The organism is Gardnerella sp. DNF01205 (genome assembly GCF_049244135.1).
Classification (GTDB): Bacteria; Actinomycetota; Actinomycetes; order Actinomycetales; family Bifidobacteriaceae; genus Bifidobacterium; species Bifidobacterium leopoldii.
This window is the reverse complement of record NZ_CP058378.1, coordinates 1,119,226-1,134,235: the sequence shown is the minus strand read 5'-3', so window position 1 is coordinate 1,134,235 and position 15,010 is coordinate 1,119,226. Positions and strand designations below refer to the sequence as shown.

14 protein-coding genes are annotated in these 15,010 nt (G+C 44.2%); 13 read left to right on the top strand and 1 reads right to left on the bottom strand.

The window, feature by feature from the left end:
- The first annotated feature begins 23 nt into the window (after positions 1-23).
- The 8 genes from HXT47_RS04760 to pyrE all read left to right on the top strand — a co-directional run bounded on the left by HXT47_RS04760 (position 24) and on the right by pyrE (position 7,276).
- The gene (locus HXT47_RS04760) at positions 24-257 is read left to right on the top strand and encodes a hypothetical protein (protein ID WP_308583204.1); all 234 of its coding nucleotides are present in this window, start codon (positions 24-26) and stop codon (positions 255-257) included.
- A complete protein-coding gene (locus HXT47_RS04755) occupies positions 257-589 on the top strand; it encodes a type II toxin-antitoxin system RelE/ParE family toxin (protein ID WP_004119033.1) in 333 nt (110 codons plus the stop codon). Before HXT47_RS04760 ends, HXT47_RS04755 begins: the two co-directional genes overlap by 1 nt.
- Positions 590-730: 141 nt before the next feature.
- The gene (gene pyrB, locus HXT47_RS04750) at positions 731-1,966 is read left to right on the top strand and encodes an aspartate carbamoyltransferase (protein WP_004119034.1); all 1,236 of its coding nucleotides are present in this window, start codon (positions 731-733) and stop codon (positions 1,964-1,966) included.
- A gap of 55 nt (positions 1,967-2,021) precedes the next feature.
- Positions 2,022-3,434: a dihydroorotase gene (locus tag HXT47_RS04745; protein WP_064340714.1), complete on the top strand. Its 1,413-nt coding sequence runs from the start codon at positions 2,022-2,024 to the stop codon at positions 3,432-3,434.
- A 34-nt stretch (positions 3,435-3,468) separates the two neighbouring features.
- Positions 3,469-4,512: an orotidine-5'-phosphate decarboxylase gene (gene pyrF, locus HXT47_RS04740; protein WP_004119036.1), complete on the top strand. Its 1,044-nt coding sequence runs from the start codon at positions 3,469-3,471 to the stop codon at positions 4,510-4,512.
- A 94-nt stretch (positions 4,513-4,606) separates the two neighbouring features.
- Complete coding sequence (locus HXT47_RS04735; protein ID WP_004106407.1) at positions 4,607-5,503, top strand: dihydroorotate dehydrogenase electron transfer subunit; 897 nt, start codon at positions 4,607-4,609, stop codon at positions 5,501-5,503.
- Between the two features lie 5 nt (positions 5,504-5,508).
- Positions 5,509-6,510 carry a dihydroorotate dehydrogenase gene (locus tag HXT47_RS04730; protein ID WP_004119039.1) on the top strand — a complete coding sequence of 334 codons (1,002 nt, stop codon included), beginning with the start codon at positions 5,509-5,511 and terminating at the stop codon, positions 6,508-6,510.
- Between the two features lie 73 nt (positions 6,511-6,583).
- On the top strand, positions 6,584-7,276 hold the full coding sequence (pyrE, locus tag HXT47_RS04725; RefSeq protein ID WP_004106403.1) for an orotate phosphoribosyltransferase: 693 nt from the start codon (positions 6,584-6,586) through the stop codon (positions 7,274-7,276).
- Here the strand turns inward: pyrE and HXT47_RS04720 are convergent.
- The gene (locus HXT47_RS04720; protein WP_004106402.1) at positions 7,252-7,641 is read right to left on the bottom strand and encodes a YccF domain-containing protein; all 390 of its coding nucleotides are present in this window, start codon (positions 7,639-7,641) and stop codon (positions 7,252-7,254) included. The genes pyrE and HXT47_RS04720 overlap by 25 nt on opposite strands.
- Positions 7,642-7,758: 117 nt before the next feature.
- Here HXT47_RS04720 and HXT47_RS04715 point away from each other — a divergent pair, with 117 nt between their 5' ends.
- The 5 genes from HXT47_RS04715 to carB all read left to right on the top strand — a co-directional run bounded on the left by HXT47_RS04715 (position 7,759) and on the right by carB (position 15,009).
- Entirely contained in the window at positions 7,759-8,955 is a 1,197-nt protein-coding gene (locus tag HXT47_RS04715; protein ID WP_004119041.1) for a zinc-ribbon domain-containing protein, read from the top strand.
- 92 nt (positions 8,956-9,047) lie between these two features.
- The gene (gene efp / locus HXT47_RS04710) at positions 9,048-9,611 is read left to right on the top strand and encodes an elongation factor P (RefSeq protein WP_004111770.1); all 564 of its coding nucleotides are present in this window, start codon (positions 9,048-9,050) and stop codon (positions 9,609-9,611) included.
- A gap of 167 nt (positions 9,612-9,778) precedes the next feature.
- Positions 9,779-10,264: a transcription antitermination factor NusB gene (gene nusB, locus HXT47_RS04705; RefSeq protein ID WP_064340544.1), complete on the top strand. Its 486-nt coding sequence runs from the start codon at positions 9,779-9,781 to the stop codon at positions 10,262-10,264.
- A gap of 86 nt (positions 10,265-10,350) precedes the next feature.
- Positions 10,351-11,562: a glutamine-hydrolyzing carbamoyl-phosphate synthase small subunit gene (carA, locus tag HXT47_RS04700; RefSeq protein ID WP_421788921.1), complete on the top strand. Its 1,212-nt coding sequence runs from the start codon at positions 10,351-10,353 to the stop codon at positions 11,560-11,562.
- A 51-nt stretch (positions 11,563-11,613) separates the two neighbouring features.
- Positions 11,614-15,009: a carbamoyl-phosphate synthase large subunit gene (gene carB / locus HXT47_RS04695; protein WP_004119051.1), complete on the top strand. Its 3,396-nt coding sequence runs from the start codon at positions 11,614-11,616 to the stop codon at positions 15,007-15,009.
- Position 15,010 lies beyond the last annotated feature (1 nt).

Sequence of the window (15,010 nt, the reverse complement as noted above, 5' to 3'; positions counted from 1 at the left end):
TACAAGACGGGAGGTGATTTTTAATGAAAAATGCAGTAATAAGTAATGATGTAAAAGAAAGAGCTAACTCTTCAGTTTTTTATGCTGATGCTTCTGCAACTATAAGACAAGCAGTCAGTAGTGAAAATTTAGAAGAAAATGACGAATTATTATCTACTGATTTTGCTGCAAAACTTATGCATAGTTATAAGCAGTCAGTTTCTGGTTTAGCACGCCCATATGCGGATGTTTTTGCTGAGTTAGAAAAGGGCTTGTAATGAGTTCTTTTAATATTCTTGTTACTCAAGATGCAGAAAATGATTTAAAAAATATAAGAGACTATATTGCATCTAATATTTCTAAGAAAACTTCCGTAAGAATTATTAATCTTATTAAATCTAGTATTGAAAGACTGTCTCTTTTTCCTCAGTTTGCGCCTGCAGTCAAGTATGAGCCTTGGAATTCACTTGGCGTGCGTCGTATAGTTGTAAAGAATTTTCTTGTTTATTACAGAGTTGTTTTAGAAGAAAATACAGTTTATATTTTGAAGGTTACTTATGGTAGGCGTAATCAACAAACTGTATTGGAACAAATAGATTTATTGGATTGAATGCTTATTAAATGTTGCATAATAAGTTATAGTTGTTCGCCACTCCGTATATAAATTCGTCAACGCTAATCAGTAAAATTACGTAGGTCGCGTGTGGTTGCGACCGTCTTGCCAATTGACGGAAGGTGAGCGGTACTTATTATGACGAACGCAATTTCTAGTTCTTTGCATCAAACTTTTTCTCGCAGCACAATTGCAAATTCTCTAGCTGGCAAAAGTGTTGTTACATTAGACGATATTTCAACTGCGCAAATACGAATGCTCTTAGACAAAGCGCGATACATTGATTCGCACCGTAAAGAAGTGGCTCACACTTGCGATGGCAGAGTGTTGGCCACTCTTTTTTATGAGCCGAGCACGCGCACTCGCTTAAGCTTCGAAACAGCAATGCTGCGTTTAGGTGGAAAGGTAATCGGTTTTGCAGGTGCGCAACTTTCTAGTGCAAGCAAGGGTGAAACTGTAAACGATACTTTGAAAGTCGTGTCTAACTATGTTGATGTTGTTGCAATGCGTCACCCAAAGGAGGGTGCTGCTTTTGTTGCAACGCAAGCTGTGAGCACGCCTATTATTAACGCAGGTGACGGCGGCCACATGCACCCAACTCAAACTCTTGCAGACTTGGCAACTATTCTCGCGCGATTTGGTCGCCTTAATAATCTCACTGTCGGCTTGTGCGGCGACTTAACTTATGGACGCACAGTTCACTCGCTTATTGAAACTTTGTGCCGCTTTGGAAACGTTCATTTTGTGCTGATTAGCCCGGATGAGCTTAAAACTCCGCAGTACGTAATCGACCGCATTAATGACACTCCTTCGTGCACTTACGAAGAAACTCGCGACTTGATGGAAGTTATTGGCAAGCTTGACGTGCTTTACATGACCCGCGTGCAAGAAGAGCGTTTTACGGATCGCGAGCAATACTTGCGACTTCGTGACACGTACATTTTGACTGAAGAAAAATTGCAAAAAGCAAAGTCGCATATGCCTGTGCTGCATCCGCTTCCTCGAATTAACGAGATTTCTGTTGACGTTGATGACGATCCTCGCGCAGCATATTTTGAGCAGGTTAAAAACGGTATGCTTATGCGTATGGCTTTGGAAAGTTCCGTTCTTGGAGACGAGCTTTGCGGCTACGAACCAACTGATTTTGTAAACGTGCCAGAAGACGAATTGCAAGCAGTTGACGCACACGGAATTTCATTAACGGATCCTCGCGTGCACGTAACAGACGTGAATGCGCCTGAAGATCTTACTTGCCCGAATCCTCGTTGCATAACAAACAGCGAACTAACTCTTAAACGTAAGTTCTACAAAGCTGATTCCGTAAGGCAAGAGTATCGTTGCATGTATTGCGACGAAGAAGCAGAAACTAAATAAAAAATTTAATAATATTATTATATAACTGTAAAAATTACGCAAAACCAGGAGTGAAATGAACGAATCAGGCACCTTAACTTTGCGCAATATCTCTGTGTGGGATACTGGCGAACGTATTGATCTTATTGTTGATGGCGTTCGTCAGGATGCCCTTATAGAGCAGAATGCGCGCGTTACTGGCGATATTGACGCAAGTGATTGGGTTGTTGCTCCTGGTTTTGCAGATCCGCATGTGCATTTTAGAGATCCAGGACAAACAGCAAAAGAAACAATGATGACCGGCAGTGAGGCTGCGGCGGCTGGCGGTTATACGCAAGTTTTGATTATGCCAAATACTGTTCCAGCTCTTGACGGCGAGCCTTGGGAAGATGCTCCATTTGATGTAGATAATGTAGTTGACTATTTGCAGCGCTATGGTTGCATTTACGGCGTAAAATTGCCAGTTCGCTACGATTTGAGCGTGTGCGCATCATTGGGGCGTAAAGGCTTAAAACCAAGCAATATTGAGCTTTGGAAAAAGTATGTTGCTGGAATCGACGATGACGAAAAAACTTCTCCTATGAAAAAGCACCCGATTACTGCTATAAGCGACGACGGTGCTGCAGTGCCTGAACCGATTTTGCGAGATGTGTTAGCTATGGCAAAACAAACTGGTTTGCCATTCGTGGAGCATTGTGAGCATCATGATACGGGAGCTGTGAACGAGGGTCCGGTCGCAAAAATGCTTGGTGTTGGTGGAATTCCAGCTTCTACTGAGCTTGCAATTGTTCAGCGAGATATTGATGCTTCCCGCGAAACTGGCGTACATGTGCATTTCCAGCATGTGAGCACTGCTGCTGCGTTTGAAGCTATTCGTAAGGCAAAGAAAGAGGGTTTGCCGATTACGTGCGAAACTGCGCCTCACTATCTAGCTTTGTGTGATGAGGATGTTTTGCGATATGGTGCTATGGCTAAGATGAATCCTCCTCTTCGTTCAAAAGCGGATCGTCAAGCAACGCTCGCTGCTATTGCGGATGGCACAATTGACATGATTGCAACAGATCACGCGCCTCACACTGCGGAAGAAAAGTCAGGAAATTTTGCAAGCACTCCTAACGGAATTATTGGGCTTGAGTGCGCGTATGGCGTGTGCCGCAAAGTTTTGGTTGATGCAGGATATACGGACGATAAGCATTTAATCGAATTAATGGCAGTAAATCCAATGCAATTGATGAGCAGAAGACCTACTGATATTGCGGCTTTGCTTAACGTTTCTTCGCGATGCGCAAACAAGCGAACGCTGCGTTTAAGTATTACTGAACACCCTGAAAACGTTGATTTAGTGCTGATTAATATGCGCGAAAATTGGGCGGTTGACGCAAATTCGTTCCATTCAAAAGCTCGGAACACTCCTTTTGATGGATGGCAACTTACAGGCAGGCCTGTTGCGACGATTATTGGTTCAGAAATTGCTTTCTCGAGAATGTGATTGATTAAATATAAATTTGGAATGGTAGTAAATTATGGACGAACTTATTGAAGCGATTGCAGCCAAGCAAAATCCTAGCGTAGTGGGCTTGGATCCTAAGCCTGGAATTGTTCCTGCCGAAATTATTAGCTCTCTTGCGGACGAAGTTTTGCAAGAAGTAGAAGGCGAGGATGCGCTGCCAACGCTTTTAGCTACAGCTTATTTTGAGTTTAATCGTGCGATTATTGACGCAGTTGCAGATTTTGTGCCGGCTGTAAAGCCGCAAATCGCTATGTACGAGGCGCTTGGTCCTGCAGGTATCGATACTTACGCAATGACCTGCGAATACGCAAAATCGCAAGGATTAGTTGTAATAGGTGACGCAAAGCGCGGAGATATTGGCTCTACAGCTGGTCAGTATGCGGCTCATTTAAGCGGCTTCGCTAATCTTTCTGCATATTTTGAAGACGAAAATGCGACTGATAACGCACTGCCACAATCTCTTAAAAATCTTCTAAAAAGCTCTAAAAATCTTGACGTTTGGCATGAAGATTCGCTTACAGTAAACCCTTATATGGGTTCGGATGGAGTGAAGCCTTTTATCGATGAAGCATTAGCGTACGATAAAAGCATTTTTGTGCTGCTTCGCACTTCGAATCCTTCTAGCAAGGAGCTACAGGAGCTTATTTTGCAAGATGGCAAGCCAGTGTATGAGCATATGGCGGATTTGATTGAGAACTGGGGTGCTTCAAGCATTGGCAAGCACGGTTATTCAAGAGTTGGCGCAGTTGTAGGTGCCACGCATCCGCAGGAGGGCAAGCATTTGCGCGAGATTATGCCGCACACTTTCTTCCTTGTTCCAGGCTATGGCGCTCAAGGCGGTACAGCTCAAGATGTTGCAGGAATGTTTGATGCAAATTCTGAAGGCGCTATTGTAAATTCTTCGCGCGGTATTATTGGTGCTTGGAAAAAGTCTGAAGATTACGCTAAAAATCAAGGTCATATGTCTCTCGATGACATTCTTGATATTGTGCGTGATTCTGCAGCTGTTGCTGCGAAAAATATGCGTGACGACTTGCGAAATGCAGTGTATCGCTAGAATGTATAACTAAAATAAATATAACTAAAAATATAATTAAAATTAAAAATAAAACGCAACGGTACAAAACACATACAAGGGTAGGGGAAACCACATGAGTGATGGCATGTTTATTCCAACGCGAAAAGCCTCTGGAAACGCCATAATTACGTTACGTGAAGACGCTTTTGATTCTTCCGGCTCAAGTTCTGCAGACGAAAGCAATAATGCAAAATATTCGCGCCTTTGGGGGCGCAGAGCTGTAGAAGTACTCAATAATGAGAAGCTAGACGAAGGCGTGTACCGTTTAACTTTGCGAGATTCTGAGATTGCTAAAAAAGCTGCTCCTGCGCAATTTGTGAACTTGTATTCCCCTGATCCAACTGCTATGCTTCCGCGTCCTTTTGGAGTTGCAAGCGTAGAAGGCGATACTTTTACTTTGATTTTTGCTGTGATTGGCAAAGGCACTGCTAAGTTTGCTGAGCTTAAACCAGGAGATAGCATTGACGCTCTTGGACCTTTGGGACTTGGCTTTAATATTTCCAAACCTGCACATTATGTGTTGGTTAGTGGCGGCTTGGGCGTGCCACCTATTTTGTGTGCTGCTCAAGCGCTTTCAAAGCGTGAAGATTCTAGCGTAACGGCAGTGCTTGGCTACCGTAACAAACGTTTTGCAGATGATTTAACGAAAGAATATATTTCAGACGTACACAGTATTACAAATGCTGAAGGAACTGTTATTACACTTCTTGACGAACTTGAAAAAGTTAAGCATTTTGATTTCGACGACGATTTACCAACGGTTATTTTGTCTTGTGGTCCTTTGCCTATGATGAAAGCTGTAGCTCACTGGGCGCATGAAAGAAATATTGAGTGCCAGCTCAGTTTAGAAGCGCGTATGGGTTGCGGATACGGAACTTGCGTTGCTTGCGTTGTTGACACTTTGGAAGGCAGGCTGAAAGTTTGCAACGACGGTCCTGTTTTTGATGCGAATCGTTTGGGTTGGGAGTAAAAAATATGAGTGCTGTAAATAATGCCGAAAATAATTCTGTAAATAACGCAAATTCCGTAACAAATTCCGCTGAAACTTTTGGTTTTGACACTAGCCACGTTTGGAAGCACCCAACTCAAGTCGCAGGCGTTAAGTGGAAAAACATGGTTGGAACTGCTTCTGGAACTTTCCAGCTTGCAGCTTGCCGACGCTTTTACGACGTAAGCCAACTCGGCGCAATTTGTACAAAAGGTGTTTCTCCTGTTCCGTGGGAAGGAAATCCTTCTCCGCGCACTGCAGAATCTCCTTCTGGAATGGTAAACGCAGTTGGATTGCAAAATCCTGGTGTCGACCATTATTTAGTAGACGAGTTGCCGAAACTAAAATCCATGGGAGCACTTGTTATTACTAATGTTGCAGGTCACAGTGACGACGATTATGCGCAAGTTGTTGAAAAGCTTGCAGATTCTGCGGCCGACATGCTTGAAATTAATGTAAGCTGCCCAAACGTGACTCACGGCGGAATGAGCGTTGGTACTGATCCGGTTGCATTGCACCGCTTAATTAAGCGTCTTCGCGCAATGACAAGCAAGCCAATGATTGTAAAAATGACGCCAAATGTGACGGATATCGTTTCGATTTGCAAAGCTGCAGTTGATGCTGGAGCGGATGCTTTAAGCATGATTAACACGCTAGTTGGTTTGCGAATTGATATTCGAACAGGCGAGCCTATTATTGCGAATCGCACGGGCGGTGTTTCCGGCCCTGCAATCTTCCCAATTGGGCTTGGGTTTGTGTGGCGAGTGCGTCAAGCTATGCCAGATATTCCAATTATTGGCATTGGCGGCATTGATTCTGGCGAAAAAGCTTTGGAATACTTGTATGCTGGCGCGAATGCTGTAGAAGTTGGTGCTGCTGCTTTGGTGGATCCTACTGCTCCTATTCGCATTGCTCGCGAGCTTGACGATTTGCTTGATTCTCGTCCAAAGCTTGCGTCTTTACTCGCTGAAGGCAAAACTTGGCGCTGAAATTAAGTATTTAAAAAGTATTTAAAAAGTATTTAGAAAGTATTTAAAATCATTTTAAGAAAGAGAGCTAATTATGGCAGAATTAGACGAACGTTTTACAAAGTTTTTGCTTGATTCAGGTGCGCTTAAATTTGGTGACTTTACGCTGAAATCTGGTCGTCAATCACCTTATTTTATTAACGCTGGTGCTTTTGACGACGGCATGAAAATCGCAAATCTAGGCGCATACTACGCTGAGCGCGTTGTTGCAGCAATCGAAGATGGCAAACTTCCGCAAGATATCGACACTGTTTTCGGACCTGCTTATAAGGGCATTCCGCTGGCAGTTTCTACGGCAATGGCTTTGACGAATAATCATAATATGCCTGTTGGTTTTACTTTCGATCGCAAAGAGCGAAAGGATCATGGCGACGGCGGAATTATGGTTGGAAAACCGTTAAAAGACGGCATGAAAGTTCTGTTAGTTGACGATGTGATGACTGCTGGAACTGCAGTTCGCGAAACTTTGCCAAAGCTTAAAGCGGAAGCAAATGTGCAAGTTGTTGGCTTGATTTTGGCAGTAGACAGAATGGAACGCACGAAAGACAGCGAGCTTTCTGCAGTAAAAGCAGTAGAGCAGGAGTTTGGCTTCCCAGTTTTGCCAATTGCAAACGTGCGCGAAATTTTCGCTGCAGCAAAGCGTTTAGTTAATGCTGACGGTAAGCCAGTTATGGATGAGGAATTAGCTTCGCGTGCTGCAGATTACTTGCGTACGTATGGTGCGTAATTATCCTCTACAATTTCGGAACCAAACGGCCACAACGCAAGTTTTGCCATTTTGAAAGATTGTATGCCAAATGGAATGCCAACAATTGTGCAGCAGCAAATGAATCCTGAAACGATATAGCCTAATGCAAGCATTGGTCCAATGAAAAATACAATCCATAGTATGTTCCAAATTGTGCTAGTGCCGCCTTGGTAAATAACATGTTTTCCAAATGGCGTGAGCGTGAGCTTTGCCATTTTGAATGCTTGAATACCGAATGGTATGCCAATAACGGTTATGCAAAGGAGGAAACTTATAAATAACCAGCTTGCAGCAATGAAAAGACCGCCGAATATCAGCCACACAATATTGCCAAGAAGTTTCATAAAAGTAGTATATAAGTTTTTTAAGTTTTAATGAAGTATGATTTTTGATAAGTGATTTATTGTAAGCGGGTTGTAAAATAATGCGTTGCAATAGATGCATTTGTTTAAAGGAAGAATATGTTCTGCACGCAATGTGGTAATAAAAATGATGATAATAGCAAGTTTTGCAATACTTGCGGAGCGCTTTTAGAAGTTACGTCAACAGTCGAGCCGTCAATCCAAAGTCAACAATACGAATTGCCTACTAACGAAGCGCCTACTACTGTATTTCCTGCGCAGGAAGCTTTATCGGATAATCTAAACGTTTTAGGTTCTCCTATTATGGGTTCTTCGAGTGAACAGCCTTCTATGAATAATTCACCTTACGTACAAGGCGAAGCTCCGGCTAATTATTCTCATTCAGAGGATGATAAGCGCAAGAGGAAAGTAATTATTACTTTAATAACCGCTATTATTGCTTGTGTTTTGGTTATAGGTGCTGGTGCATGGTGGTATGTAAATAGTGCGCGAACAGCTCAATCAAATAATAAAACTGAATTACAATCATCAAAATCAAAGAATAATAAATCTAAGCAGCATGTTCTAACCAATGATGATTTAGATTCAGACGATGAAGATAGTGATACTAGCAGCGATAAGGATAACGCTATTGGTGCGAGTGAAAAGCTCAATACCAAAAAAATCAATAAATTAGTAAGCAATTTTGCTTCAAATAATAGCGTATCTGTAGCGATTTCTGGCAAGAAGGGCATATTGTATGAGTCTTCTAATTCTCGTAAAACATTCCCTGCTGTAGGTTTTTATTTCCCTGTTGTTCTTTATACTAAGGATAATCCACAGCATGATTATGAAGATAAGTGTGAAGATGTTATTAAGGCAATGAGTAATGACTCCGCTAATGAGCTTTTAGATGATCAAGGTGGCATAGACGGATTAGATCAATGGCTGTCAGATAATGGCTATGCAAATACATCTTTTACTCGCAAATATGGTGATGTTGATGCATCGAACGATGGTCACGAAAATCTTACTTCTTCTCATGATGCTGCGATGATGCTTTCAAAAGCTATGCAAAATTCGACTATTGCCAATGCGACGGGTTACGATATTTCTGCTGATGGCGTGAACGTTCCAGACGGCATAGAGGTTATGGCTCATCGTGGTCAAGGAATTAAGAATGTTTATAACTATTTCTTGATTCTTAAGAAGGGCAAGAATAGGATCGGAGTGTCTGTTTTAACAAAAAGTGCAGATAAAGATGACGTTGCTGAATTTGTTTCAAAACTGTTGAATTTGTTGAAAAATAATCTCTAAATATATTAAGTTGACGCTTTGTGGCATAATAAGCAAGGTTTATTTCTTAGCTGCTTAATTTGCAGCCTATTAGCGAAAGAAACGGGTAACTCGTGGCACAGACTACCAATGATATTAAGAATGGATCGGTTTTGAACCTTGATGGTCAGCTTTGGACCGTCGTTAAGTTCCAGCACGTGAAGCCAGGCAAGGGTCCTGCTTTTGTGCGTACCACCATTAAGAACGTGCTCTCGGGCAAGATTGTCGACAAGACTTTTAATGCCGGCATGAAGATGGAGTTCGAGACCGTTGATAACCGCACGTTGCAATATTCATACGAAGATGGCGACAACTTCGTCTTTATGGATATGACCACTTACGACCAGGTTTATATTCCTAAGGTTTTGGTTGGCGAGCAGAGCAAGTATTTGCTTGAAGGCACCGACTGCATCGTAAGCTTCCATGATGGCACTCCTTTGAGCGTTGAGCTTCCAGCTTCCGTGATTTTGACTATTACTCACACTGAGCCAGGCTTGCAAGGCAATCGTTCTAACGCTGGTACTAAGCCTGCAACTGTGGAAACCGGTGCTGAAATCCAGGTTCCACTCTTCGTGGGTGAAGGCGAAAAGGTGAAGGTCGACACTCGTGACGGCTCTTACCTTGGTCGTGAAAACTAAAGAATTAATTATCTAATTAAAATAATTAGTTATCTAATTAAATTAGCTATTTATTTCTCAATAATTTTTATAGAGTGACCCGGTGGCGATTATTCGTTGCTGGGTCGCGTAATTTTTGATACAACTTTATTAAGTAATTTTTATACGTTACACAGAAGGGCGTTACGATGGCACGTTCTACCGCTCGTAAAAGGGCTTTGAATACGCTGTATGAGGCGGATGAGAAGAATCAGCATATTCTTTCTTTGCTTGAGGAGCGAGTTAAGGAGCCTGGCGCTCAAACTCCGCTCCCAGAGTACGCTATTGAGATTGTTCGAGGCGTAGGAGAGCGACGTAACAGAATTGACAAGACGCTAAACCGCTATTCGACTGGCTGGAAAGTTGGCAGAATGGCTGTTATCGATCGCAATATTTTGCGCATTGCAGTTTGGGAAATGCTTCTTAATGATGAGATTCCAGATAAAGTTGCTATTGACGAGGCGATTGCGCTCGCAAAAATGTATAGCGATGACGAAGCTATTGCGTTTATTCACGGCTTACTAAGCGCGATTATGGCAGATAAAGACGCTTGTTTGGCAAAGTTTAATGGCGAATCTTCTCCTGAAGACGCTGCTACGGAAGAGTCTACGGAAGAAGCTGCTGCTGCCGAGTAAGAAGCAATAACTATCGTCGGCGCGTCGCCCGTCCGCCAACCTGAGTAGACTTACCACGAATATCCTAAAGCCATAAGGGGGTTAAGGTGGATTACAGCGACACCTTTGCCGGATTCGGCAGTGATGATGCAGTATTGGTGTTGGAGGATGGTCAGGTTTACGTTGGTAAGCCTTTTGGTGCGCAAGGTTCTACGCGCGCTGAGATTGTGTTCTCCACGGGCATGACTGGTTATCAAGAAACATTAACTGATCCAAGTTATGATCAACAAATCGTAGTTCAAACATTCCCACACATAGGTAATACGGGAATAAATCACGAAGATCCAGAATCTGCCCACATTTGGGTTGCTGGTTACGTAGTTAAGAAGCCAAGCCCAGTAGTTAGCAATTGGCGAGCTGAAGGTTCCTTGGAAGACGATTTACAAAAGCAAGGTATCGTTGGTATTAGTGGTATTGATACTCGAAAGCTGGTACGTCATTTACGCTCGGTAGGCGTTATGCGTGCCGGCATTTTTTCTAATAAGGCCCTGGTTGATCCGTCAACCGGGGCTTTTCGCACCGTCGCTTCTTTCGTTGATGAAATTAAGCAAACTCCTCAAATGCAGGGCTTGCGTTTAACGGATGAAGTCAGTACTAAAGAAACGTACACGATTGAGCCTTGCGGTGATTTTGAAGGAAAAGATCCACTTTACACTGTTGTAGCAGTCGACTTTGGTATTAAATCTATGACTCCTCACCGTTTGGCTGAGTGCGGCTGCCGCGTGCACGTTGTAAGCTCCTCAATAAGCTTCGAATCGCTGCAAGTGCTTAACGCAGACGGCGTATTCTTCTCGAATGGTCCTGGAGACCCTAGCCAAGCAAATCGCGAAGTTGAGCTTTTGCGCAAAGTTTTGGATGCAGGTTACCCGTTCTTTGGTATCTGCTTTGGAAACCAGTTACTTGGTCGCGCGCTCGGCTTTGGAACTTACAAGTTGAAGTTTGGTCACCGCGGTATTAATCAGCCTGTAAAAGACGTTACAACCGGAAAAGTGGAAGTTACGGCTCACAATCACGGCTTTGCTGTGGATGCACCTCTTGACGGTCCTGTGCAATCTCCTTACGAAAACGGACACTTTGGTCGCGTGCTAGTTTCGCATATTGACTTGAACGACAACGTTGTAGAAGGCTTGCAATGCCTTGATATTCCAGCGTTCTCGGTGCAATATCATCCGGAAGCTGCAGCAGGACCGCACGACGCTTCCTATCTATTTGACCGTTTTGTGCAATTGATGCGCGAAAACGCTCGAAAAAGCAAGTAATACTCGAAAAAGCAAGTAAGATTTTAAGATTTACGGAAAGAGAAGTTTACTATGCCAAAACGTACTGATATTAAGTCGGTTATGGTAATTGGTTCCGGTCCGATTGTTATTGGTCAGGCTGCAGAATTTGATTATTCCGGAACGCAGGCTTGCCGAGTTCTTCGCGAAGAAGGTATTCGCGTAATTTTGGTTAATTCCAACCCGGCTACGATTATGACAGATCCGGAGCTTGCGGACGCAACATATATTGAGCCAATTGACACTTCGATTTTGGAGCGAATTATTGCGAAGGAGCGTCCGGATGCGCTTCTTCCAACGCTTGGTGGTCAAACTGCGCTTAATGCTGCAATGGATTTGGGTCGTGCAGGAATCCTAGAAAAATATAACGTTGAGCTTATTGGTGCTTCTTTGGAAGCAATCGACCGCGGAGAAGACCGAGAGCTTTTCAAAAAAGTCGTTGAAAAAGCCGGAGCTGAGTCAGCAAAATCCTTTATTGCTCACTCAATCGAAGAAGTAGACAAAATTGTTGAAACTTTAGGATACCCGGTAGTAGTGCGTCCAAGCTTCACAATGGGCGGCTTGGGCTCTGGTATTGCTCATAACGAAGAAGAGCTTCACCGCATTGCAGGAGCTGGCATTCACTATTCTCCAACAAACGAAGTGCTTATTGAAGAAGGCATTGAAGGCTGGAAAGAGTTTGAGCTTGAACTTATGCGCGACGCAAAAGATAACGTCGTAGTTGTTTGCCCAATCGAAAACGTCGATCCTGTAGGCGTGCACACTGGCGACTCGATTACAGTTGCTCCTTGCTTTACGCTTACAGACCGCGAGTATCAGAAGATGCGCGATATCGGTATTGCTATTATTCGAGGCGTTGGCGTCGATACCGGCGGTTGCAATATTCAGTTTGCAATCAACCCTCAAACTGGTCGCATTATCGTCATCGAAATGAACCCGCGCGTGTCCCGTTCTTCCGCGCTCGCATCTAAAGCAACCGGCTTCCCAATCGCAAAAATCGCAACGAAACTTGCTCTTGGCTACACTTTGGACGAAATTCAAAACGATATTACGCGTTCAACTCCTGCAAGCTTCGAGCCAACAATCGACTACGTTGTAACAAAGATTCCGCGCTTTGCTTTCGAAAAGTTCCCAGGAGCGGATACCACGCTTACAACTTCCATGAAGTCTGTTGGTGAAGCAATGGCTTTGGCTGGAAACTTCCAGGAATCCCTTGGAAAAGCAATGCGCTCAATCGACAAGCGTCACTCATGCTTTAGCTGGGATGGTGAGCGCCCGAGCAAGGAAGAAGTTAATAAGCTTCTTGAAGAAATGCATACTCCAACCGAGCATCGCTACTTGCAAATTCAGCGCGCGCTTTGGGGTGGGGCAACGCCGGAGCAGATTTTTGCAGCAACAAAAATCGACCCTTGGTTTGTAGAGCAGCTGGCTCAAATTAACGAGACTGCGCTCGCAGTTCGTGAAGCTGAAACCTTAACTCCTAAAGTTTTGAAGCGCGCTAAGCTCGCTGGTCTTTCTGACGTGCAGATTGCGCATTTGCGTAATCTTGGCGACGAAGGCGAAAACATGGTTCGTGAGCTTCGTTGGGCTTACGGTTTGCGCCCTGTTTACAAGACTGTTGACACTTGCGCAGCTGAGTTCGACGCAGCAACTCCGTACTACTATTCTTGCTACGCTGACGAAAGCGAGTTGAAGAAGCGCGATCGCGAAGCTGTGATTATCCTTGGCTCTGGTCCAAACAGAATCGGCCAGGGTATTGAGTTTGATTACACTTGTGTTCACGCTGTTCAGGAATTGGGCAAGGATTACGACACCATTATGGTCAATTGCAATCCTGAAACAGTTTCTACAGATTACGACATGTCTGATCGCCTTTACTTTGAGCCTCTTACTTTCGAAGATGTGCTTGAAATTTACGAAGCAGAAAAGAAGCTTGGACCTGTTAAGGGCGTGATTGTGCAGCTTGGTGGTCAAACGCCACTTTCGCTTGCCGCTCGTCTTAAGGCTGCAGGAGTTCCAATTTTGGGAACGACTCCTGAGGCTATTGATTTGGCTGAAAACCGTGAGCTTTTCGGCGAAGTTCTTCGTCAAGAAGGCATGAACGCTCCTCGATACGGCACAGCGTTAAGTCTTGAGGAAGCAAAAGATGCAGCTCACGCAATTGGCTACCCAGTTCTTGTGCGCCCAAGCTACGTGCTCGGCGGTCGTGGCATGGAAATTGTATACGACGACGCTCAACTTGCAAAGTATGTTGATCGCGCATTGGATGAGGCTCGAGCAGACACGGTTGTTTCTGGCCGCTTGCCTTCGCCGCTTTTGATCGATAAGTTCCTTCAGGACGCTATTGAAATCGACGTTGACGCACTTTACGACGGCAACGAGCTTTATATTGGCGGTATTATGGAGCATGTTGAGGAAGCTGGCGTGCACTCTGGTGACGCTGCTTGTACTCTTCCTCCAAGCACGCTTTCGGACGATCAAATTCGACGCCTTCGCGAGGGTACGCTTTCGATTGCTCGCGGCTGCTCAGTTCGCGGTCTTATCAACGTACAGTACGCTTTTATGGCAAACACTTTGTATGTAATTGAAGCAAATCCTCGAGCGTCTCGTACTGTTCCGTTTGCTTCTAAAGCTACTGGCGTTGCTCTTGCTAAAGCTGCTGCTCGAATTATGGCTGGTGAAACCATTGCACAGCAGCGCAAGCGTGGACTTCTTCTCCCGCAAGGCGATGGCGGAGATATTCACCCAGGTCAGCAGGTTGCTATTAAAGCTTCTGTGCTGCCGTTCAAGCGTTTCCGCACTCCTGTTGGTCGCACGGTTGATATTTTGCTTGGACCAGAAATGCGCTCTACTGGCGAAGTTATGGGTTTTGATCGCGACTTCCCTCACGCTTTTGCTAAGAGCCAGCTTGCAGCATACAAGGGCGGTTTGCCTACCAGCGGAAACGTTTTTGTGTCCGTAAGCGATGCAGATAAGCGTCAACTTCCGCTTCTTGCAGTGCGATTAGTGGAGCTTGGTTTTACGATTTGGGCTACTGAAGGTACAGCTTCTGTGCTTCGTCGTTATGGCATTGATTCTGTTATTGTCGATAAGCTTTCTAGTCAGGGCGACACGGCGAAGGATATGCCAAATAGTGAGAAAGCGAACGAAAGAATCGGTAAGAATGTTGTAGAGCTTATCGAAAATGGTAAGATTGACATGGTATTAAATACGCCGAATTCAAGGGGATCGCGCACTGATGGTTATGCCATTCGTGCGGCAGCTGTAGCAGCTGATCTTCCACAATTCACTACTATTACCGAATTTGCACCAGTATTAATGGCTATTGAAGCTGTTAAGAACAACGATTATCAGGTGATGAGTATACAAGAACATGCTCAGCAGCTGTTTGCAATTGAACAGGCAGAAAGTCAAGAAAGTCGGGCTTAAT

What these genes read in the sequence shown, in the direction of transcription:
- HXT47_RS04760 (WP_308583204.1), top strand. Translation starts at nt 24, where the DNA reads ATGAAAAATGCAGTAATAAGTAATGATGTAAAAGAAAGAGCTAACTCT.
- HXT47_RS04755 (WP_004119033.1), top strand. Translation starts at nt 257, where the DNA reads ATGAGTTCTTTTAATATTCTTGTTACTCAAGATGCAGAAAATGATTTA.
- pyrB (WP_004119034.1), top strand. Translation starts at nt 731, where the DNA reads ATGACGAACGCAATTTCTAGTTCTTTGCATCAAACTTTTTCTCGCAGC.
- HXT47_RS04745 (WP_064340714.1), top strand. Translation starts at nt 2,022, where the DNA reads ATGAACGAATCAGGCACCTTAACTTTGCGCAATATCTCTGTGTGGGAT.
- pyrF (WP_004119036.1), top strand. Translation starts at nt 3,469, where the DNA reads ATGGACGAACTTATTGAAGCGATTGCAGCCAAGCAAAATCCTAGCGTA.
- HXT47_RS04735 (WP_004106407.1), top strand. Translation starts at nt 4,607, where the DNA reads ATGAGTGATGGCATGTTTATTCCAACGCGAAAAGCCTCTGGAAACGCC.
- HXT47_RS04730 (WP_004119039.1), top strand. Translation starts at nt 5,509, where the DNA reads ATGAGTGCTGTAAATAATGCCGAAAATAATTCTGTAAATAACGCAAAT.
- pyrE (WP_004106403.1), top strand. Translation starts at nt 6,584, where the DNA reads ATGGCAGAATTAGACGAACGTTTTACAAAGTTTTTGCTTGATTCAGGT.
- HXT47_RS04720 (WP_004106402.1), bottom strand. Translation starts at nt 7,641, where the DNA reads ATGAAACTTCTTGGCAATATTGTGTGGCTGATATTCGGCGGTCTTTTC.
- HXT47_RS04715 (WP_004119041.1), top strand. Translation starts at nt 7,759, where the DNA reads ATGTTCTGCACGCAATGTGGTAATAAAAATGATGATAATAGCAAGTTT.
- nusB (WP_064340544.1), top strand. Translation starts at nt 9,779, where the DNA reads ATGGCACGTTCTACCGCTCGTAAAAGGGCTTTGAATACGCTGTATGAG.
- carB (WP_004119051.1), top strand. Translation starts at nt 11,614, where the DNA reads ATGCCAAAACGTACTGATATTAAGTCGGTTATGGTAATTGGTTCCGGT.